The sequence below is a fragment of the Candidatus Thiodiazotropha sp. CDECU1 genome (assembly GCF_963455295.1).
Taxonomy (GTDB): domain Bacteria; phylum Pseudomonadota; class Gammaproteobacteria; order Chromatiales; family Chromatiaceae; genus Thiodiazotropha.
Genome location: NZ_OY734020.1, coordinates 3,665,870 through 3,692,679, shown reverse-complemented (window position 1 = coordinate 3,692,679; position 26,810 = coordinate 3,665,870). Strand labels below are relative to the sequence as shown.

Here is a 26,810-nt window from a genome sequence, read left to right as displayed (position 1 = left end):
TTAATGTACGTTATCAGACCGCAAATAGACGCAAAGTGCCTGATTTACTGGATATGAGAGTGAGTGCCGGTGTCTGAAACTCAAAAATAGTCGTCTTCAAGCAGCTGCCTGGCCTGTCGTTGGGCCATGATGTTGGTCAGGGTGAGGCCCGGTTTTACCGGATCCGCCTCGATGACCTCGTTCAGTAGTCTATCGTGTAGGGTTTTATCAAAAACCAGGCGGGCATAGTGTCGAGCGAATTCCAGTTTTACAATTAGGTCCTCTCCCGCGGAGTAGTTCATGGCCTGTTCGAAGTGTTGACGACCAATTTCAGGTTTACCCCCTAGTGCGGGAGGGATTTGGCTCTTGATCACACCCAGATAGAGTTGCGCGCGACCCTTCTCGTATTCCGGGTCGATGGAGACCACCCGTTGTAACATGACCTCGGCCTTTGCCAGGTCGGCAATCGCGTTCCAGTCATCGCTACGGGCCTGGATCCAGCCCGCCCAGCTCGTGGCATAGAGATAGAGTCCCTGCAGATCCCCGGCGTTCGTTGCTTGAATGACCGCGGTAAATTCATCGAAAGGCTCCGATCTCTTTTCACAGATGCCGGGTCTTGTTCGGCATACCCCGCGCCCGGCGTAATCCAGGGCCTTTTGGGTAAGACCTTTCTGCCGCTGGGGATTTGTCACCAACCCGCCGGCGTATGCGCTGTAAAGTTTGGCACCGGCATATAACAACTGTTGGTCATCTGGACTCTCTTCAATGAGTGAATCGAGGAGCAACAGATAGGCGGGTGCACCCTGGCGCACTAGGTCCGGATCTGTCTGATTCAGCATCGCATTGGAGAGGTTTGAGGCCAGCCGGTCAGTGGCCATGGAGACACAGCCACTATTCATCGATGAAACCAGTGCGCAGAGAACGAGCACTATAACGGGAGAGTTGAAGATTCGGTGCGCGCGGGGGGGCATGTCAGCGGTGTTTTTTACCCACTTGCTCCATATGATGCAGCCAGTTACTGAACATGACACCGATAGATCCGCTTCCGCTACGGCGCCCCTTGAAGGTATGGAAGCAGCTCTCATCCTCCTCATCATCATAACGGGTCGCACCGATATTCAGGCACAAGTACATGATAAAGATATCAAACACTAGCAGGGCGATGGCGATAGGCACATGGATAACGGCATCTTTCTTCAACCAGCCGACGATTGGTGTATGGTAGGCCAAAACAATGTAGAGGGTGCCGAATAAGAGCGCTACTGCGAGCAGGGAAAAGAGATCCGCCAGACGTTCATGTTTCCGGGTGTACCCTTTTAGACTTTTACAGACTGACATGGGTAGGATCCAAATTGAGTTGTGTTGAAGATGTTGAGATTAACCGGCAACTCGCAGGATCTCAATAGGGAGTTTCCATTAATCAGAATTTCTTTTTGAATTCAGATACCTGGGGTGTGTATAGTGGGGCCGTTAACGGAACAGTGTGGGCAAACGGATATAATTCTCTGAAGTCCATGACAAATAGAGAGGGGGGTGTGAAGGGTGGACAATGTAACAAAGCTGATTGACTGGGTGAATGGGATCGTTTGGGGACCGCTGATGCTGGTGCTGATCTTGGGCACCGGACTGTTTCTCATGATTGGTCTGAAACTGATGCCATTGGCCAGATTGAACTACGGTTTTCGCATGTTGTGGCGGGGTCGAGAGGGGCAGGGTGAGGGTGAGATCAGCCCGTTCAATGCCCTGATGACGTCACTCTCCGCAACCATCGGTACCGGCAACATCGCGGGTGTGGCGACAGCGATCGCGATTGGCGGGCCGGGGGCCATCTTCTGGATGTGGTGTACCGCCCTGGTCGGCATGGCCACCAAATACGCCGAGGCGGTGCTGGCGGTACGCTATCGTGAGGTGGACGAAAACGGTAATCATGTGGGCGGCCCCATGTACTACATCAAGAACGGCCTGGATGCCAAATGGGCCTGGTTGGGTACCCTGTTCGCCATCTTTGGCGCCCTGGCGGGATTTGGCATCGGTAATACGGTGCAGGCCAACTCGGTGGCCAACGCCTTGTCGGCCAACGACGGATTGCAGATCGCGCCCTGGGTGACAGGCCTGGTAATGGCGGTTCTGGCCGCACTGGTATTGATCGGCGGTATCCGTCGTATCGCCGAAGTGGCCGGTAAGCTGGTGCCGTTCATGGCGGTGGCCTACCTGCTTTCCGGATTTGTGGTGCTGGCGCTCTATGCCGGTGACATACCCAATGCCCTGGTGCTGATCGTCAGCGAAGCCTTCACCCCGACCGCCGCCACGGGCGGGTTTGCCGGTGCCGCCGTCTGGCTTACCATCCAGTTCGGCGTGGCCAGGGGAATTTTTTCCAACGAGGCGGGTCTGGGCAGCGCCCCCATCGCCCACGCAGCTGCGGCGACCGACAATCCGGTACGCCAGGGCACGGTGGCTATGCTCGGCACCTTCATCGATACTTTGATAGTCTGTTCCATCACCGGCCTGGCCATCGTGGTGACCGGTGCCTGGACCAGTGGTGAGACCAGCTCTGCCCTCTCCTCTCTGGCGTTCGAAACCGCCTTGCCCGGGATCGGTAGTTACGTGGTCTCTCTTGGATTGGCTGTGTTCGCTTTCACCACCATCCTGGGATGGAGCGTGTATGGGGAGCGCTGCGTAGAGTACCTGTTTGGGGTTCGTTCGATCACCCCCTTCCGGGTTGCCTGGATAGTGATGATTCCACTTGGGGCAGTGGCTCAGGAGTTCCTCAGTTTCGTCTGGCTGGTGGCGGATACCCTGAATGCCCTGATGGCGATACCCAATCTGATCGCTCTGTTGTTGTTGAGTCCGGTGGTATTCAAGTTGACCAGGGATTATTTCGCTTCCTCAGCGAAATGACACAACAGCCCTGATCCAATGATTGTGGTGCGGCAAGCCGCACCACAATCTGAAGATCATTGGTGTTGTATTTCGCAACCGATGGAGCCATTCCGCTTAACGAAACGCGATTCCGCTCTAATCCTGTTTTGAACCACCAAGACAGGGTGGTGAATCAGGCGTCTTTCCCCCCTGATCGAACCAGTCTTCAGGGGTCAGGGTGTGGAGGGCGAGGGCATGCACACCCCCTTGTAACTCTGCGGCCAAAACCTTGTTCACCTGACGGTGGCGACTGATAAGTCTCTCGCCTTTGAAGGCGTCACTGACGAGAACAACCTTGAAATGGGATTCCGATCCCTCCGCAACATTGTGCATATGGCTCTCGTTGATCACCTCCAGATGGAGTGGCGAGAAAGCGGACTCAAGCTTCTGTTGAATAGACTCCTGGATGGTTGTCATGTCACTGCCTCCGATCGATAAACAGCCCCAGCAGGGTGTACCCCAAGGGCACTTCCTTCGGGGCGTATTGGAATAGTGTTAACAGGTCCTAGTATAATCCTTCACAGTTTCAGGATTTCACGCACAAATGGTATGGTCAGCCGCCTTTGTGCGGCTAGGGATGCCTGGTCGAGCCGCTCAATGAGCAGGATTAGAAAGTGGATATCCCGGGGGGTGCGTTGCAGCAGAAAACTGGCAATCTCCGCACTCATGCTCATGCCTCTTCGTTCAGCGCTGCTGATCAGCAGTTCCAGGCGCTCCTCATCATTCAATGGAAACAGTTGATAACAGGGTCCCCAGGTCAACCTTGACCCGAGATCTGCGAGTTGCAGCGGCAGTTTTGCGGGGGGGCGGTCACAGGCAACGATCAGTTTTGCCCCCGCCTCACGCAGTTGATTGTAGAGATTGAAAATTGCCAATTCCCAATCCTGTTTGCCCGCTAGAACCTCCAGGTCATCGAGGCAGACCAGGGAGAACGCCTCAAGCCCCTCCAGCATGGCTGGCTCCAAGCCGTGTTCCGACTTGAAAGGCAGGTAGGCGGGTTGACCCTGTTCCTGTTGCGACTGGTGACAACAGGCCTGGAGGAGATGACTCTTGCCACTGCCTGATGTCCCCCACAAATAGATAAAGGGATCTGCGCCGCTACGCAGGCGGGATATCGCCTCGCCATTTCGTCCGCATATGAAAGTGGAGAAATCAACACTGGGGCGGATGCTGAGGCTGAGTGGCAACTGGATCGGCATGGCTCGACTACAGGATCAGGGTTCGAGGCGTTTCACGGTCTCAGCCATACGTCTGCCCTGGGTCTTGCAGATACGTTTCTCTTCATCAGTCACCGGCAGTTTGCTATCACCGCCGGCCAGATGGCTGGCTCCATAGGGTGTGCCGCCGCTCTTGGTATGCAACAGCGCGGTTTCACTGTAGGGCACGCCCTGTATCAGCATGCCATGGTGCAGCAAGGGGATCATCATCGACAGCAGGGTACTCTCCTGTCCGCCGTGCAGGCTGGATGTGGAGGTGAAGACGGATGCGGGTTTATCGATCAGGACGCCACCAACCCAGAGTTGGCTGGTGGTGTCGAGGAAGTGTTTCATTGGGGCGGCCATATTCCCGAAGCGGGTTGGACTGCCCAGAATCAGGCCGTCGCAATCACGCAGATCGACCTCGCTGACATAAGGTGCCCCACTGTCCGGAATGGTCTCCTCGGTGGCCTCGCAGCATGGGGAGACCTCGGGCACGGTGCGCAGTTTGGCGCTTACCCCAGCCACCTCCTCCACACCCCGGGCAATGGTACGGGCCATTTCAGCGGTGGCGCCGTAGTGACTGTAGTAGAGAATCAACACTTCTGGCATAGCAGCTACCTGTTGTTGTATACGATTGGCCGGCCTTCAGAGGGGGCCTGTTTACAGAATATCCAGGACCTTTTCAGGGGGCCTGCCGATTGCAGCCTTGCCGTTTTGAATGACAATCGGGCGTTCAATCAATTTCGGATTGGCGATCATCGCCTGCATAAGCTGATCCCGGGTGAGCGCCGGATCATCCAGTTGCAGGGCCTTATACTCCTGCTCCTTTTTACGCATTAACTCACGGGGTTCCAAGCCCAGCATATCGAGGATTTGCTCCAGGGTGGCCTTATCCGGTGGCGTTTTCAGATATTCGACCACATCGGGATCGATGCCCTTATCCTGTAATAGCTGCAGGGTCTGCCTGGACTTGCTGCAGCGCGGATTGTGGTAGATTTCAATGCTCATAAACGATTCCCCTCTGCTAGGAGAGTTGACACTCTTCCTATAAGTACAAATAGATTGAGATGGCGGATTGCCTCAAACTTAATTTGCCGTCATTGTATCCATACAGAGAGAATGGCTCCACAAGCGGTTCTGATGAATCAATATTGAAAAAACATGGATTTCAGTGATGAACCAGAATGATGTTGGCAAAAGGGGTATCCCGGCAATCCAGCATGTCAACGCCTTCCTGCGCTTGTGGCTGCACCATTTCAGTCACGATGGGGGTATCAAACATGTGGCTGCATTGACCTTTACCACGCTTCTTTCACTGGTACCCTTGATGACGGTGATGCTGGCGCTGCTTTCCATATTCCCCGTCTCTGACCGGATCTCGGATCAGATCGAAAACTTCCTGTTTCAGAATTTTGTCCCCGCAGCCGGTGAGGCCGTCCAGCAGCACCTGAAAAATTTCAGTCAAAAGGCGGCACAACTCAGTGGGGTGGGATTTCTGTTTCTGATCCTTGTGGCGCTCCTGTTGATGAGTAATATCGACAAGGCGTTCAATACCATATGGCATGTGCGACGAAAACGTTCACCACTCGCCACATTTACTGTTTATTGGGCAATCCTCTCCCTGGGACCCATATTGATCGCGATCAGTGTGGGTGTGACCTCCTACCTGGTATCCATTCCCTTCTTCAGTGAGGCTGAAACAGTGGTCATGGTGAGTTCACGGTTATTGAGTATGATGCCGATCATGATCTCGGCGCTTGCCTTCACCCTGTTATACGCCCTGGTTCCCAATCGATCGGTGATGCTGCGCCATGCCCTTGCCGGCGGTGTTATCGCGGCGCTCCTGTTCGAGGCTACAAAAAGGGGATTCGCTCTCTATATCACGACCTTTCCAACCTATGAGGCGATCTATGGGACGCTTGCGGTTATACCTATCTTTCTTATCTGGATCTATCTATCTTGGTTGGTGACCCTGTTGGGTGCGGAGTTCACCTACTGCCTGGGTATCTACCGTTTTAATTGGCGTGAGAGCATGCAGCAGCGTGGGGACAGGCTATTGCTTGCGGTGAATATGCTGCAACTGCTGCGTGCATCCCAGCAACGGGGGGTGTCAATCACCACCCGTCAGTTACAGGCACAACTGCAGCACTCAACCGAAGAGCAACTCGATTCCATACTTTCATCATTGTTGCGTGCCCGACTTGTCCTGCAGACAGATGATAAGGGTTGGGTGTTGGCTCGAGACCTTAGGCAGGTAACACTGGCTGAGTTATACAACTCCGATGCCTATGTGTTACCGGATGAAGGGCAGGTAAAAGTTGCCCCGGACGCATTGAATACTTTGATTGCAAAGATAAATAGGGACTTGCAAAAAACAATGGATTTACCTCTGGATGAGTTGTTATAACGATCTTTCAATAAGGGATCAACTCTCCTATAGTGTGAGCTGAAGGTAGGTTGCGATTCACTATGGCTGTATGTATCTGCGCCAACTATATTGCCCTGGTTTGTAATGTTTTGGCGGGCATGCAGCACGCATATTAAATCAATGGATGATATGTTCCATGACTGTACACACAATTATCAGTGAAGAAGGCCCATTCTATGGGGACGGAGTCAGCACCACATTTCCGTTTTCCATGACCCTGTTTGATAGTGGGCAACTCAGAGTCACCAGGATTACCAGAGTAGGTATCGAAGAGGTCTTGACCCTGGGTGTTGACTACACGCTCACTCTGAATGCGGATCAGCAGAACAATCCAGGTGGCGTGCTTGAGTACCCGGGTATTAGCGGCCCCTTGCCCAGTGATGAAGCGTTGCATATCAGGCGTGAGGTCGATCTGTTGCAATTGACGGATCTGCAAAGCCAGCCCGATTATGCCCCTTTGGAGATCGAGCGTTCCCTGGATAAGTTAACCATGATCGCGCAACAGTTGAGCGACGATGTGGCAAACTTGAAGCAGTCACTCGCTGCAAATGAGACTGTCAAATTTGCTGTCATAGGCGCCAGCGAGACAGTCTTTCCATGGCGCCAGACATGGGTTGATCTCATCGATGACGCATTCAAGTCAGAAGGTCTTAAGGTTGATTTCTTTCATACCGGGGCTGGCGCCCTGACCCATCACTTGGCTATGACCCAAACCGATACCTTGACCGGAGAGACCCGGGCGGAGCTGACAAGTGCTAGTGATCCTGATGTGATCATCGTGGAACTGGGGATTAATGACGCCGTACTCTCACTTGGAAATCGATCGCAAGCAGAGTTGATTGCAGATGCCCAGGCGCTCTACGCCTACTTTAGAACCAACAACCCAGGTGCGCTGATCCTCTATTCCAGGTTGGTGCCCTACGATGAGGAAAAGCATAGCCAGGTTGCAGTAGAAAATATCAAGAAGAAGTATTGCATACCATTTATGCACCAGACCTCGGGAATGCCCGGGGAGGATGGCTTGTTCACCTCCGAGCCTACCGAGCTCGACAAGTTGATTTCACCGGAGATGCAGGAGAGGCTCGACAACTGGCGGGTTTTGGATGCCGAGTGTCAAGCGTTGGCGGATGTCTCAATCGATACCAGCTATTTTCAAGTGGCAAGATTAGGTCTGCTTTCCCATGATCGCTTTCACCCCAGTTCACTGGGTCATTACTTTATTGTGAGCCGCTTCTGGAATGCATTTCAGAGGAATGCAGCCATCAGGGCGGCGGTTCCTGAGCTCACTAGAATCAGGGATCTGGGGGATTTCACCAACTTTATACGGTTGTGGAGGTCGGTGCTTAAAGTGGATGCCGGAAGGGATGGCTATGTTGTTGATCCGGCATTTCTGTCGGGTTTCGATTATCCAATGTGGATGAATATCTACGGGGATACGAACCTGATCTACAACATAGAATATTGGGCTAATCAACAACGACCTACAATCGCCGTTACCAATAGTGTGGATAACGCCAGTGGTAATATGTTGCTGGTGACCATGAATGATCTTTGGCCGAATCTTGAGATCGAAACAAAGTTGTGGTTCGAGGGTGATAGTGAACCATCGGTTTGGACAGAGGCATCGCCCAGACAATTTACATCATTAACAGGTAGTCATGTCAGCGTTCTGCAAAATCCCAATCTGGCCAATGGTAATTGGAATATAAAATATAAAGTCGCCGATGATGTATTTGGGCCGTTTAGCTTTACCGTTTCCGGCTGATATCCTTGACCGGGTTTAAGCGTTCTTGATTCGGTATCGCTCGAATCTGGAGGTTGTCTCCAGTAGCTGCAGGGGGATGACGCTAGGTGCAGGAACCATCTCCTCAACGCGGTATTCATTGCCGATGACGAAGAAGTTTTTCGGCACGATAAGTGAACTACGATGAGTATGACCCTGATCGATAAAGATCCCGGCTCGATCTTTCAGCGGTGTCGACGATTGTTGTTGATTGGTCAGACGCAAGGTAATGGGTTCGACCTTTCCGAGAATAAACTGTACGCCGATGTCCAACAAATCTCCATTTGAATTTAATACACGCTTTACGATGCCGATTTTCCACTCATTTTCCTGGCGTTGCTGATGCGTGGAAAATAGGACCAATTCACCGACCAATGGTGTATTGATACTGTTTTTAGCGATCTTGAGTGCCACCCCAGAGCGGCTTTGATTGGTGCGTATAGCCGTGAATTGATAACTGCTGTTTGATTTTTCCTGTTGAATGCGTCCCAACTGAGTCATGTCGATCTCATCCTCTGGGGATTGAGAAGAGACACTGTGACCGCTGAGATAGGTGAATATCGCGTCTACCCCGACCCATAACATGACCTGTCCCGAGGTGGGATGACGTTCACTGTCACGCTTGAGACGGATATGCCAGGATTTCAACATCCGTGCCAGCAGGTTCGTGGCTTCCTGCATGGTCAATTTCATGATCGCCTGGGGTTTTCCCTCTTCAGATCGTTCCATATGTCTGAGCTTCTGATGCAGCAACTTGCTGACGGGGCTGAGATCGAACAGGGTGAAGCGGGGTTGATTCAAATTTTCCAGACACTCAGGGTAGAACAGATAGGGTGATACCTCCCCCAGCCGGTCGATGACATAGTGCCCGGTGATATCAGTGTGCGGGCTGGGGGCTGTGAGAAGGGCATTTCCAGCCAAGGTGTTGAGATACTCGAAACACAACCGGGGTTCACCCTCTTGCAGATGACAGGGATCGAGCAGCAGCAACAGGATAAAGCGATTGTACTGGTGGATGATTGTTGCGTATTCCGGTTCCGCCTGATCCGCATCCTCGATTTGATTTTTATGAATCTTTTGCTCTTCTGCATAGGTCATCAGGCGTGTTACATCCCGATAGACCCTTCCACTCCTGCAGTCAAAATCTTCGCATGCCAGAATATACTCGTAGATGAAATATTTGATTGCATAATAGATCGCATGGTTGAGACGCTGCAGTGTTTTTCTATTCGCCTTGTTGCTGATGCAATCATTGGCGATATGGCTGTACCCGTATGCCATCTCCAGCAGCACTTTGCGTATCAGGTGTAGCGGGGCTTCAGATTTACGTTTTGCTTGGCCATGAATCAATCTCGCACAGGGGGTGGTGTAGATCTCCATCAGCTCCTGGCGCTTCTTGACTTGGCCGGGATAGCGGTTGAGCCGGCTTAGGCTGGTGATAACTGTCTCCGCCAGCTGGGTTTGGTCGGCAAAGGGTAGCGCTGTCGCCCATTGTCCAAGCAGGGCGGGGTCGGTTTCCACCAACGGATTCTCAAATGGATCCGCTTGCGGTACATAGAAGAGTACCTGAGATGGGGGTGTGCTCCTGTGGGAGAAAAAATCAAACATGGTGACCTAAAAAAGCTTGTTCCTTCTAGCCCTTGCTCAATTACCCACTATATCATCCTGATTAAGGCACAGCACAGTTTCATCCCCCCCGGTGTTCAGGCTGCACCAATTCAAGCTTCTAATTTTTATAATAAATACAGTAAGATAATGATTTTTGTGCTAGTTGAGAATGGTATAAGATTGGTTTCATCTGAGCGAAGACTGGATTATAAGCTGATCTGACTGGTTGAAGATAACACCCAGGCATAGTGGTTTCCATGAATTGCACTGTTGGGAATTAACCCCGAAAATGCGGGTCAGAGGAATCTGCCTAGTCACGCATCTAGTGCCCGGGCCTGGTTGTCCGGTCAAAGAATGAATTACGAATTAACCTGTTGTCTACAGAGAATGGAGAGAAATATGTCCCATGTGAGTCCGTTGCTGCGCGCGTTATGTATCATGGCGTTAGCGCTTTATTCGGTCATGGCTGCAGCGGAGACAGTGGATTTCGACCTGCTGGGACTGGACGGTAAACGCTATCGTCTCTCTGATTATCGGGGTAAATGGGTGTTGGTGAACTATTGGGCGACCTGGTGTCCCCCCTGCCGTGAGGAATTGCCAGAACTGGAAGTATTTCATAATAATCATAAAGATACAGATGCTGTCGTATTGGGTGTTGCGATGGAACGTATCGAAAAACCCCGCTTAAAGGCGTTTGTCGACGAGCAATTTCTCAGCTATCCCATTCTCATCGCCGAACCGGCTGCACGTACCGAGCTGGGACGAGTGCCTGGGCTGCCTACCTCCTTCCTGGTCAATCCCGAAGGTGAGTTGGTTGCCCGTCAGGTGGGGCCATTGACCATGGAAGATATCGAGGGCTTTATCGATGCAATGCGCGAGTAAGGAGTGATCCATGTCACGCTATCTACTGCTAACTGCCTGCCTGTTCCTGCTGATTGGTGATATCACAGCTGCAACCCGGGATCCGGGTGAATATTTTTTCGACCAGTCGTTAGGCAATTTTAACGACGAACTGGAGGTGGCGAAGGAAGAGGGGAAAAAGGGTGTGCTGATCATGTTTGAAATGGATGAGTGCCCATTCTGCCATCGGATGAAGACCCGGGTGCTGAACCAGGTGGAGGTTCAAGACTATTTCAGACAACACTTTCTGATCTACACGGTGGATATAGAAGGTGACGTCGAGATCGCTGACTTTCAAGGCAACACCATGAAGGAGAAGGATTTCGCCTTCAGGCAATATAGGGTCCGTGCAACCCCGGTGTTTGGTTTTTTCGATCTGGATGGAAAGATGATAACCCGCTTTACCGGTGCGACTAATGATCCCCAGGAGTTTCTTTGGCTGGGGGAATTTGTCGTTGATGATCACTACAAGTCGACCAATTTTTCACGCTACAAACGAGAAAAAAGAAGGGCGCTGCGCCAAGAAAAATAGGCAATGTCATTTCACAGAATAGTGAATAGGGAGGTCCTTTCGCTGGATATACGGCAGGTTGCCCTGTTGCTGCTTATGGCTTTCCTGTTGCAATCCCAACCGGTTTGCGCCGAGGAGCCGCTTCCCTCGCCATTGACACTGGAGTATGCCCTGGGATTGGCTGATCATGCACATCCCGAGCGAAGTCTGGCAGAAGCCGATCTGGCCCAAGCCCGGGCGTTGAGTGAACAGGCAGAGGCGGATGATGACATGCGTCTCTCCCTGACTGCGGAGCTGCGGGTCATAGAGCCGTCAGAGATAGCGGTATACGACTCGCGAAACGACAGTCTGGCCCGGCTCAATCTAAGTAAACGACTGTATGATTTCGGGCGTACCAGTCATGCCCTGGAGGCGGCTGAGGCTGGACTGGCATCCCGGCAATGGCAATTGCTCCAAGTCAGGCAGCAGCGCAGGTTGAACGTGATGGCACGCTTCTTCGACGTGCTGCTGGCCGATCTCGAGTTTGCAAGAGATAACGAAGCACTCTCCATCGACTACATACGTTTCGACAGGGCGCGAACAAGGAATGAGTTGGGAAAGGTATCGGATGTGGACATGCTGGAGCTCGAAGCGACCTATCAGCAGGCACTGCGTAGGATGACGGCAAGTCGCAACAGGCAACGCATCACCCGTTCGCAATTGGCGATCAGCTTGAATCGTCCACTGGATCTTCCCGCCGAACTGGAGTCGCCGCAGTTTGAACCATTGGCAGAGCTGCCGGAGATAGAGGAGCTGGTTGAGAAGGCGTTGCGTGAGAACCCTAAACGAAAGCTCCTGCAGGCTGAGCTGCATGCGGCGAAGAAACAGCTCCAGGCGAGTGAGGCCGAAGACAATCCGGTATTGCGTGCAGAGTTGCAGGCTGCTACCTATCAACGTGAGTTGGGCGGTCGCAACCCATTGACCGCCGCCCTTGTCTTCGAACTGCCGCTCTATCAAGGTAACCGGGTTATGTCTGGTATTGCAGAACAGCGTGCCATTGTGAACAGGAAACAGGCCGAATTGGCAGCTTATGAACTCAAGCTGCGGCAACAACTGCTGGACTATTGGATGGAGCTGGATAGGTTGAAAGTCGAACGCGAGGGATTGCTGGTGACAGGTGACTTTCGAGATCTCTACCTGGATCGCAGCCGTACCCTCTACGAACTGGATATGGCCGCGGATCTGGGCGACTCCATGTCCCAGATCGCCGATGTTCAACTGCAACGGGCGAGAAATGATTATCAGATCCAGTTGACCCATGCCCGTATCAAGGCACTTACGGGTGATCTGTTGTCGTCGCCTGAACATAAGAATGAATGATGGGGGGGGAGAAGAATGCTAAGGGTTACGCTAATTATCTGTCTGCTTTTCACTGGACAGCTGTTCGCCCGGGACCTGGAGGCCGTTACCGACTGGAAGAACCGGGTTGAGCTGACCACCCTGGTCAGCGGTATGGTGGGCCGGATCAATGTGGAGGTCGGAGCTTCTGTAAAGCGTGGGGAGGTGCTGCTGGAACTGGATCAGCGGAGGTATCAGTCAAGGCTGGCGGCCGCGGAATCACGCCTCGAGGCCACATCCCAGCAGAACGAAGAGGCGAAACGAGAGTTGGACCGGGCATTGGAACTCTACGACCGAACCCTGCTCTCGGATCATGAGCGCAAACAGGCGGAAATCGCCGCGGCAACTTCGGATGCGGCTTATCGTGAAGCTGAAGCCAAGCTGGTCACTATCCGATTGCAACGGGAGTACAGTCGAATCACAGCGCCGTTTAACGGTGTCGTGGAGTCTATTCACGTACAGCCAGGCCAGGCAGTCATCAATCGATATGCGCCGATGCCCCTGCTGACACTGGTCGACAGCAGTTCCATGAAGGCAATTGCTGAAATTGATGATGCTTCGGTGATTGGCAAGAAGCCAGGTATGACGGTTCAGGTGGGGCTGCGTGGACAATGGTTGGATGGCACAATCCATAGCTTGGGTATGCAGCCCATAGCAACGGATGCCAACGGCTCAAGATATCAGCTTGAGGTGGTGTTTTCCCCCGACTCAGATATCATGATTCGTGCCGGTGAAAAGGCTGTAGTGAGGCTGAAAGATGAGTGAGCGAGCTGACAACGGTGCTACCAAGATCTGTGTTCGCTGCCATGTGGCGGGACGGGTGCAAGGTGTCTTCTACCGGGCATCAGCGCGACATGAGGCCCAGCAGCTGGGCATCAAAGGCTATGCCAGAAACCTCCTTGATGGCCGGGTCGAAGTTGTTGCCTGTGGTAGTGTGGAGGCAATCGAGGCCCTGCAGGCCTGGTTAAGCAAAGGCCCTGCTGGGGCGAATGTGACAGGCGTCTCTTGCGAAACAATCCATTATCATGAATATCAAGGCTTTAGCGTTGCCTGAGCCTAGCGTCATTTGCTTCCCATTCAACTATTCCGAATAGCCCGGTTGATCCAGGGGTCTGAATTTCATCTGACCCTGCTGCGTACCAGCCGTTGGCTCAATGGCTGGACTGTAACTCTGCTCCATGGCATGACTGCTGCGGGGGATTGAGGCCTGTTCCGCCTGTGGCTGTGATGACGGATAGCTTATAGGCGCCGGAGCCTGTTGCTGGACAGGAGGTGAAGCATATTCCGCTCTCTCCGTAGCGCTATCTCGTGGCCTCTCAATCGCTGCTGGTTCGCTACTCTCCAAGGGTCGAAAGCGGTATTGCTCCCCATACACAGGTTGATTTGAAGTGGGATGACTATACGCAGGGGGCGGCGTCTGAGAACCCTTTTTATCGGTTGTTGGCGCTTGTGGCTGCTGTACGGGCGGGAATGATGGATAGCCACCGACTTGTGGTTGGGGTGGATAGGCTGGGTTTACAGGGGGGTATCCATAGGCAGCGCCTGGATATCCGTAGCCTGGTGGATAGGCAGTCGGTGGGGCATAGGGGTGGTTGTAATAGTCATCTGAGTATCTGTTGGAACCTCCAAAGAAATTACGCATCGGGTTGAACATGTCACCCATCCCATTCCCCGGATTAAAGGTAAATTGGCGGTTACCATAGCCGGAATCGTCTGCCTGTAGATGGGTTGAGATCAATAAAATGCTGCTTAATATTAACCATACCTTGGAGTTCATTTTCAGCTCCCTCGCCTGCATTGGTCGTCTGTTTCGAAGTTTTGAAACTACGATTTTTGATTGTGTTATATGTGTGGAGTGGCCAAGTGGGTCTACCATGAACCGCCACAAAACCGTCATAATGAAATAATACACCAACCCTATGCAACTACCACCGCTTACCAATGGAATAATCCTCAGACGATATAAGCGATTTCTCGCGGATATCGAATTAGCCAATGGCGAGGTGGTTACCGCCCATTGTCCAAATACCGGCAGCATGCTTGGTTGTTGGCAGCCTGGTGCGCCGGTACAGATCAGCTATAGCGATAATCCAAAACGAAAGCTAGCCTGGACCCTGGAAAGAGTCGATATGGGTCAGGGTTGGATTGGGGTGCACACAGGCCGTACCAATCCGGTCATTGAAGAGGCGGTGAGGGCTGGCTATATAGACCAGTTGAGCGGTTACCAATCCATCCGTCGAGAAGTTACATATCAGCATCGGGATGGTGAGCGGGCCAGGTTCGATCTTCACCTTAGCGAGGGTGAATCCCCCGATGCCTGGGTGGAGGTTAAGAACGTGACCCTATACCAGGGTGGAGGATTGTCTTTTCCCGATGCGGTGACCCTGCGGGGCCGCAAACACCTGCAGTTGCTGGCGGATGCCTGCGGACAAGGCTGCAGGGGGGTTATGGTCTATGCCTTGAACCGTCCAGAGGGTGACTACTTCCACCCGGCTGACGAGATTGACCCTGAGTATGGAGAGACCCTGCGCCGGGTTGTTCGCGAATCGGGGGTAGAGCTCCTGGCGCTGCGGATTGAGCATGGTGAGGCCAGCATGCAGGTGAAATCCTCCGTCAAGGTGGTCTTGGAGCGATAATCGACACCCTTTGCCGGCCGCCGATCAATACCCCATGGAAGCGAGATCGAGTCCCGAAGGGATTTTGGGGAGTAAATTAAGCCCTGTTTGAATAGTGCCATCCGGCTGCAGGCTCATCCATCTGTAGCCTGGCGGTATGGCGTCGATGGCGAAATCGTCGACCCGGGGAATGAACTGTACGCAGGTCGATGGTGTGCCCAGCAAACGCACACCTCTGTACTCCGTGTCGAATGCCTGATGGATATGGCCGCAGAGGAGTGCCTTGACCTGGGGGTTTGCGCCGATCAATTTAAACAGGGCGTCCGGATTCTCCAGCACCATGGTGTCCATCCAACGACTGCCCACAGGCACGGGATGGTGATGCATGCAGATCATGGTGTTTTTGTCGGGGTGGGACTGCAACAGCACCTCTAGCAGTTCCAGTTCGTTCTCATCGATACGTCCACCATCGCTATTGGGTATGGTCGAATCGAGAAAGATCAGTGACCAGCCTTTAGCCTGTACACTTGGGATGGTGTGCACATTGTCCTGGTTCAGGATCTGTTTCATCTTCCCCGGGATATCGTGATTACCCGGTAGGCAGTAGGTGGGGATTTCAGTCAGCTGTAATCGGCCGAACAGCCGTTTGTAGCCTGTGTCAGAGGCATCGTGTACCAGATCACCCGTGGCCAGAATGAAGTCAGGGGTGCCACTTTCCTGCAGTGCCTGGGCAAGCACCTGATCAAAGGTCTCCAGCGTATTAATCCCCAACAGACAGCGGGAGGGGTCTGCATAGAGGTGACTATCCGTGAGTTGCAGCAGGTTGAGACCTTCTACAGGGAGTCGTTTGAAATTCGCTGGTTGATTGTCAGGACTGCTACCCATAGAACGGTCCGATTTTCTGTTTTTTAGTCTGACGAGCAATTTAGTTCTCCACGCCCCATCAGGACCCTTGTCATGTTGCCATAATATTAGATCAGGATTTGCTAAAGCAAAATCCAATTTTTTACTTCTTTGCCCAATGGTTAGGGATTATTCCATATTCTCCTTCGATTTCTGCTGAGGCGTTAACATTTTTCAAGCCGATTAGTTTTTTCTATCTCAGCGGCTACACTATAGGTTATGACACTGAATGAACTTAGATACGTGGTGGCAGTGGCCCAGAAACGCCATTTTGGGCATGCGGCGGAGGCCTGCTATGTGAGCCAGCCCACCCTCAGTGTGGCGGTGAAAAAGCTGGAAGAGGAGCTGGGTGTGGGCCTGTTTGAGCGAGGTCAGGGGGAGGTGAGCCTGACTGCCGCTGGCGAGCGTATCGTCACCCAGGCCCAGCGGGTGTTGGAGGAGGCAGGCATGATCCGCCAACTTGCCAGCCAGAGCGTGGATCAATTGGAGGGCCCCCTGCGGGTGGGTGCCATCTATACGGTCGGTCCCTATCTGTTTCCCCACCTGGTGCCGCAACTAAAACAATTGGCCAGCGGAATGCCCCTGGTCATCCGGGAAAACTACACCAGCATACTGACCGAACAGTTGAAGCAAGGGGATTTGGATGTCATCGTTATCTCCTACCCCTTTGATGAGCCGGGTATAGTTACCCGCCCACTCTACGATGAATCCTTTTCTGTGCTACTACCTATGCAGCACCCACTGAGCGCGTTCGAGTCAATCTCAATCCAGCAGCTTCAGGAGGAGAAAGTCCTGTTGCTGGGAGAGGGGCACTGCTTTCGTGAACAGGTCAAACAGATCTGCCCCGGTTGCGTGAACAAAGGCAATGGGGATACGAATCTGCAGGAGAACCTGGAAGGCAGCTCCCTGGAGACGATTCGCTACATGGTAGCCAGCGGGATCGGTATCACGGTACTACCCGATACGGCGATCGGTACTGAATATCTGCGCTGGGATCTGCTCACCACCAGACCCTTGGCGGTGGAGTCGCCGCAGCGCCGCATCGGCCTCGCCTGGCGTAAGAGTTTTCCTCGTCCCCAGGCGGTGAATCTACTCTGGGAATCGATTCGCACCTGCCAGTTGCATGGGGTGAGTCTGGTCTCTGAACCCGCCCATCTTGCGGTGGGTTAGACTAGGCCCTAAATCACCCGGTCATTGCCCCCGTCCACCGGAATCTGCGCCCCGGTGGTCTTGCTGAATCGCTCATCACATAGTTCCGCGGCCAGTTCGGCCACATCTCTGCTGCTGATTTCACACTTCAACAGATTGCGTTTTTTATACTCTGCAATGCTGATTCCATAGTGTTCCGCCCTGGTCGCCAAGACCTCTTCTGTCCAGATGGCGGTATCGAAAACCGCATCAGGATGGAGTGTGTTGATGCGGATGGCGTCACTCGCCCACTCCAATGCAACCACCCTGGCCAGTTGTGTCAATGCCGCCTTGGATGCGGAATAGGCGGCCGCCCCCTGTCCCGGGGCCGGTACGTTTTTTGATCCGATCACCACGATCCGACCGCCGCGTGGCGCCCGTTTCAGGTAGCGGTGGCAGTTGCGTAACAGGCCCAGGTTCGCATCCAGGTTGATCCCCATGACCTGACGCCACAGCTCATCGTCCAGCTCAGATACCGGGCATCCCCCGGGAAAAATGCCGGCGTTCAGAATCAGCATATCCACGCCGCCGAAATGCAACACCGCCTGCTCAAGTGCCGCTTCGACCCCATCCGCGTCGCTGATGTCACAGTGAACACCCAGGAAACCAGGGTTATCGTGCTGCTCCACAATGGCAGGGGATCTATCCAATCCGACAACGGCGGCACCCCGACTCAGCAATGCACCGACACAGGCCTTGCCGATCCCTGAGGCTGCACCGGTGATAACCGCCACCTCTCCCTGGAAGGGGGGAGGCTGGTTGCCTTTACGCAGTTTTGCCTGCTCCAGCTCCCAATACTCCACATCGAAAATCGCCTGGGTCGGGAGGGCCTGCCAGCCCCCCAGCAGTTCCGCCCGCTGAATGATTGTCATGGTGTGCTGGTAGATGTCGGCCACGATGCCCGCTTCGCGGCAGTTTCTGCCGATAGTGAGCATGCCGAATTCCCCATCGAGTACCACTCTCGGGATTGGATCGAGCATCTCCACCGGGATTCTGGAAGCGGGGGCGTGCTGTTCAAAATAGCGCTGATAGTCAGCGACGTATTCTATGGTGCGTCTGCCCAGCATGGGCAACTGCTTGGTGCGGATCACATGATCCGGTGTGGCAGGTCCACGCTGGGAGATCTTTGCCAGGTCCTGTCGCTGACAAAATCCCAGCTCGGACTGACCGCGATGGCTCTGCATAATGACCGGGAACCCTGCAACATCGGATATCTCCTTGCGCAGATCGGCCAGTAGATCGGGTTGAGCCTTATGCTCCTCGCCATGGATAGAGAGCTCCCAGGCTCCCGATTGCTGTAAATAGGATTCCGCCTCGTCCACCAGTTGGATCATGCGGTCATATGAGAGCTGCGCGTCGTCGCCAAAGGTAATCAGGCCATGATTCATCAGCACTATGCCAATGGTCTCTTGATTGGCACTGCAGGGAAACAGCCTTGCCACAGACTTTGCCAGATCAAAGCCGGGCATCACATAGGGAATCACAACCACACGCTCCCCGTAGAGCTGGCGAATGAGCTGCTCCCCCTGGGTCGTATTGGTCAGGGTTACGATGGCGTCCGCATGGGTATGATCCACATATTTATAGGGCAGAACCGCGTGCAGGATCGCCTCCACAGAAGCGGTGGGTACGCTGGCGAAGGTCTGGTGGGTCTTCAATTGATTGACCATCTCACTGTCGCTGAGAGTGTCTAGCTGGGCCAGTTTGAGTAGATGGTCCATGCGAACCGGGGTGAATCCGGGAGCTTCGATGCTGGCCAGATCCCATCCGCTGCCCTTTACATAGAGGATCTCTTCCGGTTCGTCGAAAAGGTTCTTCTCGCTGATCTTGACCGAGGTATTGCCACCCCCATGCAGCACTAATGAAGGATCTGAGCCCAGCAGGCGGGAGGTGTAGACACGTAGCGCCAGTTCGCTTTCACAGTTGGCGGCTTCGTTGTCGTTCCACAGGCTTTTCATTGATGGATCCTCTGATGGAATTCTTATGAAGAATATAACGCAAAGGGCGCGATGAAACGCAAAGATCGCGAAGGATTTTTAATATTTCGCCGAGCCAGATTGTTTTGTTTGAGTAGTGACGCAGGTGGTTGTTGCATCATGTTTAATTCAAATTGTCACTGTGAGTTCGACTTAATCCCTTTGCGTGCTTAGCGTTTCATTGCGCCCTTAGCGTTATAAAGCAATCTTTCAGAAACCCTCACAATACCAATCCGGCGATCGTGCCGGTGAGCAGGGTGGCCAGGGTGCCGGCAACGATCGACTTCATGCCCAGGGATACTATCTCACTGCGGCGTTCCGGCACCATGGATCCCAGGCCTCCGAGCATGATACCCAGACTGCCGAAATTGGCGAATCCACACAGGGCGTAGGTGAGGATCAGGCGACTGCGTTCACTCAAACTACCCTCAGGCAGGTTGGTAAGGTCGAGGTAGGCCAGGAGTTCGTTGAGCACCGTCTTGGTGCCCAGGAGTGAACCGGCTGTGACCGCTTCCGACCAGGGTATGCCCATCAGCCAGGCCATCGGGGCCATCAACCACCCCAGCAGGCGTTGCAGGCTCAGCGGCTCTCCGACGAAATTCGGCAGCAGCCCAAGTATCAGGTTTAGGAGGCTGACCAGAGCGACCAGCACAATCAGCATGGCAATGATGTTGGCCAGCAGCTTGAGTCCCTCGATGGTCCCATGGGTAATCGCCTCCATGCTGCTGTTGGCGGATTGGAGTTCCAGCAACTCGCCTGCCGTGCCTGGTTGGGTCTCCGGTATCATCAGCCGGGAGATCATCACGGCGGCGGGTGCGGAGATCAACGAGGCAGTCAGCAGATGCCCGATCGGATTGGCGATCACCCCCTCGAGCAGGCTGGCATAGAGGACCAGCACGGTGCCGGCGATGGTCGCCATGCCCAGGGTCATCAGGCTGAACAGCTCGCTACGGGTGAGTCTGTTGAGATAGGGGCGGATCAGCAGGGGTGACTCCACCATACCGACAAACACGTTGGCCGCCGCACCCAGGCCCAGGGCGCCGCTGATATTCAGGCTTTTCTGCAGCAGTCGAGAGAAGAATCCCACCACCAGCGGGAGTATGCGCCAGTGAAAGAGCAGGGCGGAGAGGGCGCTGATCACCAACACCAGGGGGAGGGCGCGAAAGGCGAGAATGAAACTGCTGCCGCTATCACTTTCCAGAAAAGGGGATTCGGCGCCCCCCAGATAGCCGAAGACGAAACTGGTGCCTGCCTGGGTGGCCTGCTGCAGGGCCAGCAGGGCCTGGTTGAGTTGGATGAACAGGGTTTGAAACAGCGAGATCTTGAGTAACAGAATGGCGATGATCAGCTGCAGGGCCAGCCCGGTAACCGGTACGCGCCAGTTGCAGGCCTGGCGGTTTTCGCTGATCAGCCAAGCCAGCAGAGGGAAGAGTAACAGACCGGTCAATCCCTGCAGTATGGCCATCGGCCGTTGGGATCAGAAGTTGTCGGTGGAGGTGAACAGGCCGACACGCAGGTCCTTGGCGGAATAGATCTCCCGTCCATCCACCTTCATCACTCCATCTGCCACACCCAGTACCAGCTTGCGGGCGATTACTCGTTTGATGTTGATGTGGTAGGTGACCTGCTTGGCGGTAGGCAAAACCTGGCCGGTGAACTTGACTTCGCCGACACCCAGCGCCCGACCGTGTCCCGGATTGCCGATCCAGGCAAGAAAGAATCCCACCATCTGCCACATGGCATCGAGGCCGAGGCAGCCCGGCATTACCGGATCCCCGGGGAAATGGCAGTCGAAGAACCAGAGATCGGGCTGGATATCGAGCTCGGCGAGGATTTCACCCTTATTGAACTCCCCGCTGTCATCTGTGATTTTGATGATGCGATCCATCATCAGCATATTGGGGGTCGGCAACTGGGCATTCCCCGGACCAAACATGTCACCATGGCCGCAACTCAACAGCTCATCGCGGTTGTAAGTGTTTTGTCTGGTCATCTTGGTTCTGCCTCTTTGTTGAATCACCCCGGTGTGGGTGCGAAAGCGGCATAGTTTCCCCGCTTCAGCGGTAAGCTGTCAAATCCCTGTCCCCGTTCTATGCGGCGGTCGTTAAAGTCATAAACGATTTTATTTCTACTTCACCGATCCAGTATAAACCCGACAATATCGTCAAGTGGGATGAAACTGTTCTCGCTCTCCCGGCGTCCCCGGTACTCCACCTTACCCTCGTCCAGGGATTTCTCACCCACCACAATGCGGTGAGGGATGCCGATCAATTCCATATCGGCGAACATAAAGCCGGGTCGAACATCCCGATCATCGAGAAGCACGTCGATACCCGCTGTTGTCAGTTCGTCATAGAGTCTCTCCACCGCTTCCCTGACCCGCTGGGATTTACCCATCTTCATGGGACAGAGGGCCACCTGGAAGGGGGCCAGAGCGGCAGGCCAGACGATACCCTTGTCGTCGTGGTGCTGCTCGATGGCGGCGCCCACTACCCGGCTCACGCCGATGCCGTAGCAGCCCATGGTCATCACCGTGGCCTTGCCGTTCTCATCGAGCACGGTGGCGTTCATGGCCTCACTGTACTTTTTGCCCAGCTGGAAGATGTGCCCCACCTCGACTCCACGGGCGATGGTGATTGTTCCCTGGCCGTCCGGGCTGGGGTCGCCTTCAAGCACGTTGCGCAGGTCGGCGATCTCGGCAGGCTCAGGCAGGTCGCGTCCCCAGTTGATGCCGAAGTGGTGCTTGCCGTCCTGGTTGGCGCCGGCGCTGAAGTCAGCCATCTTGGCTACAGTGCGGTCGACAATGCAGGGGATCGGCAGGTTGACCGGTCCCAGGGAGCCGGGACCGGCGCCGATGACGGCGCGGATCTCCGCCTCCTCGGCGAACTCCAGGGGTGAGGCCACCTGGGGCAGCTTGTCGGCCTTGATCTCGTTCAGGTCGTGGTCGCCACGCACCAGCAGGGCCACCAGCTCGGCTTTCTGTTCTTCGGCTGCCTTCACCACCAGGGTCTTCACTGTCTTCTCAATGGGCTGATCGAACTGTTCCACCAGGTCCTGGATGGTCTTGGCATCGGGGGTGTCGACCAGGGTCATCTCCAGGGACGGGGCCGGACGCTCGCCGGCAGGAGCGATGGCCTCGGCCAGCTCCACATTGGCGGCGTAGTCGCTCCCGGTGGAGAAGGCGATGGCGTCCTCTCCGGAAGCGGCCAGAACATGGAACTCATGGGAGCCGCTACCGCCGATGCTGCCTGTGTCGGCGGCAACCGGACGGAAATCAAGGCCGCAACGGCTGAAGATGCGGGAGTAGGTCTCATGCATCACATCGTAGGTCTGCTGCAGGGACGCCTGATTGAGATGGAAGGAGTAGGCGTCTTTCATGAGAAATTCCCGGGCGCGCATGACACCAAAGCGGGGGCGGGTCTCGTCACGGAACTTGGTCTGGATCTGATAGAAGTTGACCGGCAGCTGCTTGTAGCTGCGTAGCTCGTTGCGCGCCAGGTCGGTGATGATCTCCTCATGGGTGGGGCCGTAGCAGAAGTCCCGGTTGTGACGGTCGTGCAGACGCAGCAACTCGGCGCCGTACTGTTCCCAGCGACCCGACTCCTGCCACAGCTCGGCGGGTTGGATCGTCGGCATCAGCAGCTCCAGGGCGCCGGCCCGGTCCATCTCTTCGCGTACGATGGTCTCCACCTTACGCAGCACCCGCAGGCCAAGGGGCAGCCAGGTGTAGAGCCCGGCAGCCAGTTTACGGATCAGGCCGGCCCGCAGCATCAGCTTGTGGCTGGCGATTTCGGCGTCGGCGGGGGTCTCCTTGACGGTGTGCAGGGGGAACTGGGAGGTACGCATTGGGATGATTCTGCCTGATAGTAAAAAAGCGTGATTCTATCCCGCTTCGGGTGGCGGGTCACGGGGAGATGGGGTTCCGGTGCGATATTACACACCCTGAACAAGTCGTGAATGGACGCCAATCGCAACAAAAAAATGTAGGGTGCGGCTTGCCGCACCGATAGATCAACTACCCGATCGCGACCGAGGTAGTATTGGGAACTGTCTGCGGACCTTAGCCTCCGGTGTTGATCAGATACATTTCGCCATGTTCTGTCTGGATTCGCAGGTCACTATGTCGGCCAGAATATGGTCGTTTTGGCGGGTTATGCTGATAGTGGATGCCTGTTCGTTGATGCCGTAGCCCCCGATGGAGAGCTGGTAGCTTTGCCCGTCGGCAAGATACAGCGACTGCCTGACCAGCTGTTCGTGCTTACCCTTGCCGGTCGGGAAGGCCAGGATCACTTTGTAGCTCTCTTCACCCTGCATGTAGAAGATGCTCGCGTAACGGTCCGCGAAATGCACAGTGGTGGCGGCCATTGGGGTATCGATCACCACATCATCTGAGTTTGCAAGGGGAGTAGTGAAGAGAAGGGTGACGGCAAGCAGGGTTCGCAGGTACTTCATCGTGATGTCTTTTGTCTAGGTAAGGATGGGGCCGGATCAGGCCAATTGGCTTCTCAAGCGGGACAGTGTAATTCGTAATCAACTACTATACGCAGGGTTATTTATTAGTCAATAAGCATATTCTGGTATTATTACCTTACTTCTGGTGTCGACCGCGCTGTGGGGGCATGGGTCTGAAGGGGCTTATAACGCAAAGTTCGCAGTGAAGCGCAAAGGCCGCTAAGTTTTTTAATTTATAGTCATTGCGGGCTTTGCGTTTCTTTGCGCCCTTTGCGTTATAAAAACCACAGGTCTCAGTCCTTGATCGAAACCGAGTGGGTCTCCTCGATATAGGCCTTCTCCGCCTCAGTCAACTCGATATTGTCGTAACCGGTGATCATGGTCTTGATATAGTGCATCGGCGTCTTGCCGGTGGTGGTCATGTAGACATGGATGATCACGAAGGTGCCCATCAGGTAGGCCGCCGCGGTGTGGACGAAGGCGATCAGTGTGAGTCCCTGACCCGACCAGTTGTATCCGCTCCACAGATCGTAGAGCAGATAGACGATGCCGGAAGACCAGAGTGCGGGGCCGATCAGCAGCATGAAACTCATGTAGGCCAGGGACTGCAAGGCGTTCTGCTTGCGCTGCAGCCCCTTTTTGTAGGGATGGTGTTCTCCCACCAGGATACCGTAGGCGTAGAAGCGGATGACCTTCATCACCCCCTCCTTGAACAGGTATTGGCGCCACTGACCGGTGGTGAAGTTCCAGAAGGTGGTGAACATCCACAATACGATCAATGCCAATGCCCCATAGGTGTGAATGGTGACCGCCAAATGGAAATCGAGCCAATCATGTAGGCCATGCAGCCCCAGGCCGGTGTAGAAGAGGGTGAAGATGAGCAGGGCCTGGGACCAGTGCCAGAAACGTTCGTATCGGGTATAGAGCATTACATAGTGCTTCTCGCCCCGTTGTTTGAAACTGCCCCGTTCCCGGTGGATTTTTTTATCGCTACTCATGGTCTGCCCCCTGTCCGTTTCTCAGGCTGAAGAGCTTGCGCATCAGGCCGTGTAACAGCACGCCCAGCAGTGCGCCACCCAGCGCGAGATAACCCAGAATGTCGAGCCATTTGAAACTGTCACGGCCCGGCATGTAGAAGCCTTCAAGTTGGTTCAGACGGCCGTCCCGGCTATGGCATTCCGCGCATCCCAGGGCATCCTCGCTGGGTGCCACCATATGCGTGATGGGCCAGAAGGAGTAGGTCTCCACGAAGCCGAATTCACCGCTGTAGGGGATGCTGTTCTTCTGCATGCCCGCCTTGATGGCGCGGCTGAAGTCATAGTTGCCCCAGTATGAGTCGTCATCGTCCCCCCACAGGTGCATGTAGACCATGGTGTTGTTGCCCTTGTCGTAGGGCTGCACCGTATGCATGCGCTTGAATGGCCAGATGCGGGAGAGGCCGTCGTCGCGGGCGCCCTCGAAGCCGTTGATCTCCACCGGACCCTGCCCCGGGTCGAACCGGGTGTCGATGGTGGTGTAGAGCATCTGGCCGTCGAACCAGTCGTAGTGGGGGGTCAGCTCCTCGCCATAGGTGAAATCCCCCTTGATCGATTTGTAGGTTGCCCGATGGGCGCCATTGCCCTGGGTGTAGTTCTTCTCCTTGAAGCCCTCGCCGTTCTTGGTCTTGCCGGCGGTGCGCCAGTCCCAGTCGACCATGGTCGCCACTCCGCCCCGGGCGATGCTGGGAATATGGCAGGTCTGACAGGCGATCTTGTCCACATGGCCATTCAGCTTGATGCCGGTGAGCTCGGTGTTGGTGTGGGGCGAGGTGCTGTGGCACGACTCGCAGGTGGCCACGTCCCGTCGTTCCCCGGGCAGACCCAGGCCTTCGGTGTCGTGGGCCATGACGTTGTAACGGCTGCCGGCCCACAGATGCTGCCTGGTGACATGGCAGGTGGTACAGGCGAAGTTGAGACCCTCGGCATCCATGTGGACATCGAGCTGTTTGTCGGGAAACTTCAGCGAGGAGTCCAGGTCGCCGTGTTTGACCCCGTCACCGCCGCCACCGTAGAAGTGGCAGGTACCACAGTTTTCGCGCCCGGGTTTGCCGACCTTCTGCGCCACCTCGGCCCACTGGATCGGTTCCTTGTCCTGAAACATCACCGAGCAGGCCTTGTTACCCATGCTGTTGGGTGTCTTGTAGTAGGTGCCGGTGCGGTCGTGGCAGACCAGGCAGTCGATGTTGCTCTCGTCGTTGAAGTCGAAGGCCTCGTCCTTCCAGCCATAGCCGGCGTGGCACTGGGCGCACATTCCCTCGTTACCGCGGGCGTTGGTGCAGAAGGTGTTGATCAGATGCTTCTTGCCCAGCTTCTGGCCGGTCTCCGGGTTGTCATACTCCCAGGTCCAGTGGATCGATTGCCTGAAGTGACGTCCCGCCTCGGTGTGGCAGGAGAGACAGGCCTTGGTCACTTCCGGACCGTTCTCGAAGGGGCCTTCAAGGATCTCAAACTTGCTGTGGTCGGCGGTGGACTCGCCATCGTCGCGGATACTCGGTGTGTTATCCGTGACGATGCGAAAGTTCATATCCTTATCGGGGGATCCGGCACCGGCTGCGTGTTCGGTGTCGGCCAGAGCTTGGTTTGAAATTCCCAGTAAAAAGGCTGCCAGACAGGCCATGATACTGGCGCTGATACCCAGTGTCGGTTGTTTATGCATCTTCCATTTCCGTGGTGACGGTTAATGACCGTGACACATAAACAGCATTGTCCGGTCTTATTTCCAGCAATACAGAGTCACTCAGGAACCTGAGTTTGAGTGACTCACGGTTTGGGAGTCTTATCCCTAATTTTTGGTCAGGTTACTCAGCTTGGTGCCGCATGACATTGACAATTCCCAATAGGATCACCAGCAAGAGAGCTGCTGCAAAGGTGGAACAACATAGCTCTAAAGCATTGGTTTCCTGATTCACCAGCCTTCTTATAAGACCGCCACCC

General features: G+C 54.6%; 26 protein-coding genes. 10 read left to right on the top strand and 16 right to left on the bottom strand.

Features of this window, described 5'->3' with window-relative positions; translation table 11 throughout:
- Window positions 1–80: 80 nt before the first annotated feature.
- Both R2K28_RS16825 and R2K28_RS16820 read right to left on the bottom strand, forming a co-directional pair.
- Window positions 81–878, bottom strand: a complete 798-nt coding sequence (locus tag R2K28_RS16825; RefSeq protein WP_316366266.1) for a TRAP transporter TatT component family protein — start codon at window positions 876–878, stop codon at window positions 81–83.
- Window positions 879–951: 73 nt separating this feature from the next.
- A complete protein-coding gene (locus R2K28_RS16820; protein WP_316366265.1) occupies window positions 952–1,317 on the bottom strand; it encodes a cell division protein BolA in 366 nt (121 codons plus the stop codon).
- A gap of 204 nt (window positions 1,318–1,521) precedes the next feature.
- Between R2K28_RS16820 and R2K28_RS16815 the strand changes: the two genes are divergently transcribed.
- A complete protein-coding gene (locus tag R2K28_RS16815) occupies window positions 1,522–2,877 on the top strand; it encodes an alanine/glycine:cation symporter family protein (RefSeq protein ID WP_316366264.1) in 1,356 nt (451 codons plus the stop codon).
- Between the two features lie 117 nt (window positions 2,878–2,994).
- Here R2K28_RS16815 and R2K28_RS16810 read toward each other — a convergent pair whose 3' ends face one another.
- From R2K28_RS16810 to arsC, 4 genes are all read right to left on the bottom strand, one after another.
- On the bottom strand, window positions 2,995–3,315 hold the full coding sequence (locus R2K28_RS16810; protein WP_316366263.1) for a BolA/IbaG family iron-sulfur metabolism protein: 321 nt from the start codon (window positions 3,313–3,315) through the stop codon (window positions 2,995–2,997).
- Between the two features lie 101 nt (window positions 3,316–3,416).
- Window positions 3,417–4,097, bottom strand: coding sequence for a DnaA regulatory inactivator Hda (gene hda, locus R2K28_RS16805; protein WP_316366261.1), 681 nt, complete (start codon window positions 4,095–4,097; stop codon window positions 3,417–3,419).
- A gap of 15 nt (window positions 4,098–4,112) precedes the next feature.
- Complete coding sequence (wrbA, locus tag R2K28_RS16800) at window positions 4,113–4,706, bottom strand: NAD(P)H:quinone oxidoreductase (RefSeq protein ID WP_316366259.1); 594 nt, start codon at window positions 4,704–4,706, stop codon at window positions 4,113–4,115.
- A 51-nt stretch (window positions 4,707–4,757) separates the two neighbouring features.
- On the bottom strand, window positions 4,758–5,105 hold the full coding sequence (arsC, locus tag R2K28_RS16795; protein WP_116445821.1) for an arsenate reductase (glutaredoxin): 348 nt from the start codon (window positions 5,103–5,105) through the stop codon (window positions 4,758–4,760).
- A gap of 166 nt (window positions 5,106–5,271) precedes the next feature.
- On the opposite strand from arsC, the gene R2K28_RS16790 reads away from it, so the two are divergent.
- Together R2K28_RS16790 and R2K28_RS16785 are read left to right on the top strand one after the other, a co-directional pair.
- On the top strand, window positions 5,272–6,504 hold the full coding sequence (locus R2K28_RS16790; protein WP_316366258.1) for a virulence factor BrkB family protein: 1,233 nt from the start codon (window positions 5,272–5,274) through the stop codon (window positions 6,502–6,504).
- Between the two features lie 157 nt (window positions 6,505–6,661).
- A complete protein-coding gene (locus R2K28_RS16785; protein WP_316366257.1) occupies window positions 6,662–8,290 on the top strand; it encodes a hypothetical protein in 1,629 nt (542 codons plus the stop codon).
- Window positions 8,291–8,305: 15 nt separating this feature from the next.
- Here the strand turns inward: R2K28_RS16785 and R2K28_RS16780 are convergent, their stop codons facing one another.
- A complete protein-coding gene (locus R2K28_RS16780; protein ID WP_316366255.1) occupies window positions 8,306–9,916 on the bottom strand; it encodes a hypothetical protein in 1,611 nt (536 codons plus the stop codon).
- Between the two features lie 399 nt (window positions 9,917–10,315).
- On the opposite strand from R2K28_RS16780, the gene R2K28_RS16775 reads away from it, so the two are divergent.
- From R2K28_RS16775 to R2K28_RS16755, 5 genes are read left to right on the top strand one after another with little or no spacing between them, the layout of a single operon-like run.
- On the top strand, window positions 10,316–10,798 hold the full coding sequence (locus R2K28_RS16775) for a peroxiredoxin family protein (RefSeq protein WP_316366253.1): 483 nt from the start codon (window positions 10,316–10,318) through the stop codon (window positions 10,796–10,798).
- A gap of 10 nt (window positions 10,799–10,808) precedes the next feature.
- Window positions 10,809–11,348: a thioredoxin family protein gene (locus R2K28_RS16770; protein ID WP_316366251.1), complete on the top strand. Its 540-nt coding sequence runs from the start codon at window positions 10,809–10,811 to the stop codon at window positions 11,346–11,348.
- Between the two features lie 3 nt (window positions 11,349–11,351).
- A complete protein-coding gene (locus tag R2K28_RS16765; protein WP_316366249.1) occupies window positions 11,352–12,686 on the top strand; it encodes a TolC family protein in 1,335 nt (444 codons plus the stop codon).
- A gap of 15 nt (window positions 12,687–12,701) precedes the next feature.
- Entirely contained in the window at window positions 12,702–13,469 is a 768-nt protein-coding gene (locus R2K28_RS16760) for an efflux RND transporter periplasmic adaptor subunit (protein ID WP_316366247.1), read from the top strand.
- On the top strand, window positions 13,462–13,758 hold the full coding sequence (locus tag R2K28_RS16755) for an acylphosphatase (protein WP_316366245.1): 297 nt from the start codon (window positions 13,462–13,464) through the stop codon (window positions 13,756–13,758). Before R2K28_RS16760 ends, R2K28_RS16755 begins: the two co-directional genes overlap by 8 nt.
- Before the next feature lie 27 nt (window positions 13,759–13,785).
- Here the strand turns inward: R2K28_RS16755 and R2K28_RS16750 are convergent, their stop codons facing one another.
- The gene (locus R2K28_RS16750) at window positions 13,786–14,481 is read right to left on the bottom strand and encodes a hypothetical protein (RefSeq protein ID WP_316366244.1); all 696 of its coding nucleotides are present in this window, start codon (window positions 14,479–14,481) and stop codon (window positions 13,786–13,788) included.
- Between the two features lie 142 nt (window positions 14,482–14,623).
- Here R2K28_RS16750 and sfsA point away from each other — a divergent pair, with 142 nt between their 5' ends.
- Window positions 14,624–15,340, top strand: a complete 717-nt coding sequence (gene sfsA, locus R2K28_RS16745; protein WP_316366243.1) for a DNA/RNA nuclease SfsA — start codon at window positions 14,624–14,626, stop codon at window positions 15,338–15,340.
- Window positions 15,341–15,364: 24 nt separating this feature from the next.
- Here the strand turns inward: sfsA and cpdA are convergent, their stop codons facing one another.
- Window positions 15,365–16,204: a 3',5'-cyclic-AMP phosphodiesterase gene (gene cpdA, locus R2K28_RS16740; RefSeq protein WP_316366240.1), complete on the bottom strand. Its 840-nt coding sequence runs from the start codon at window positions 16,202–16,204 to the stop codon at window positions 15,365–15,367.
- 237 nt (window positions 16,205–16,441) lie between these two features.
- On the opposite strand from cpdA, the gene R2K28_RS16735 reads away from it, so the two are divergent.
- Window positions 16,442–17,392 (top strand): hydrogen peroxide-inducible genes activator, encoded by a 951-nt coding sequence (locus R2K28_RS16735; RefSeq protein WP_316366238.1) that lies wholly within the window; start codon window positions 16,442–16,444, stop codon window positions 17,390–17,392.
- Window positions 17,393–17,400: 8 nt separating this feature from the next.
- Here R2K28_RS16735 and R2K28_RS16730 read toward each other — a convergent pair whose 3' ends face one another.
- From R2K28_RS16730 to R2K28_RS16700, 7 genes are all read right to left on the bottom strand, one after another.
- Window positions 17,401–19,368, bottom strand: a complete 1,968-nt coding sequence (locus tag R2K28_RS16730) for a bifunctional aldolase/short-chain dehydrogenase (RefSeq protein ID WP_316366237.1) — start codon at window positions 19,366–19,368, stop codon at window positions 17,401–17,403.
- A 238-nt stretch (window positions 19,369–19,606) separates the two neighbouring features.
- Entirely contained in the window at window positions 19,607–20,851 is a 1,245-nt protein-coding gene (locus tag R2K28_RS16725) for a NupC/NupG family nucleoside CNT transporter (protein ID WP_316366235.1), read from the bottom strand.
- A gap of 12 nt (window positions 20,852–20,863) precedes the next feature.
- Entirely contained in the window at window positions 20,864–21,379 is a 516-nt protein-coding gene (gene fabA / locus R2K28_RS16720; protein ID WP_116445807.1) for a 3-hydroxyacyl-[acyl-carrier-protein] dehydratase FabA, read from the bottom strand.
- A 140-nt stretch (window positions 21,380–21,519) separates the two neighbouring features.
- Window positions 21,520–23,232, bottom strand: coding sequence for a proline--tRNA ligase (locus tag R2K28_RS16715; protein WP_316366231.1), 1,713 nt, complete (start codon window positions 23,230–23,232; stop codon window positions 21,520–21,522).
- Window positions 23,233–23,463: 231 nt separating this feature from the next.
- Window positions 23,464–23,838, bottom strand: coding sequence for a hypothetical protein (locus R2K28_RS16710; RefSeq protein WP_316366229.1), 375 nt, complete (start codon window positions 23,836–23,838; stop codon window positions 23,464–23,466).
- Window positions 23,839–24,131: 293 nt separating this feature from the next.
- Window positions 24,132–24,836 (bottom strand): cytochrome b/b6 domain-containing protein, encoded by a 705-nt coding sequence (locus R2K28_RS16705; protein ID WP_316366227.1) that lies wholly within the window; start codon window positions 24,834–24,836, stop codon window positions 24,132–24,134.
- Complete coding sequence (locus tag R2K28_RS16700; RefSeq protein WP_442871448.1) at window positions 24,829–26,400, bottom strand: tetrathionate reductase family octaheme c-type cytochrome; 1,572 nt, start codon at window positions 26,398–26,400, stop codon at window positions 24,829–24,831. The genes R2K28_RS16705 and R2K28_RS16700 overlap by 8 nt, the downstream gene beginning before the upstream one ends.
- Between the last annotated feature and the right edge of the window lie 410 nt (window positions 26,401–26,810).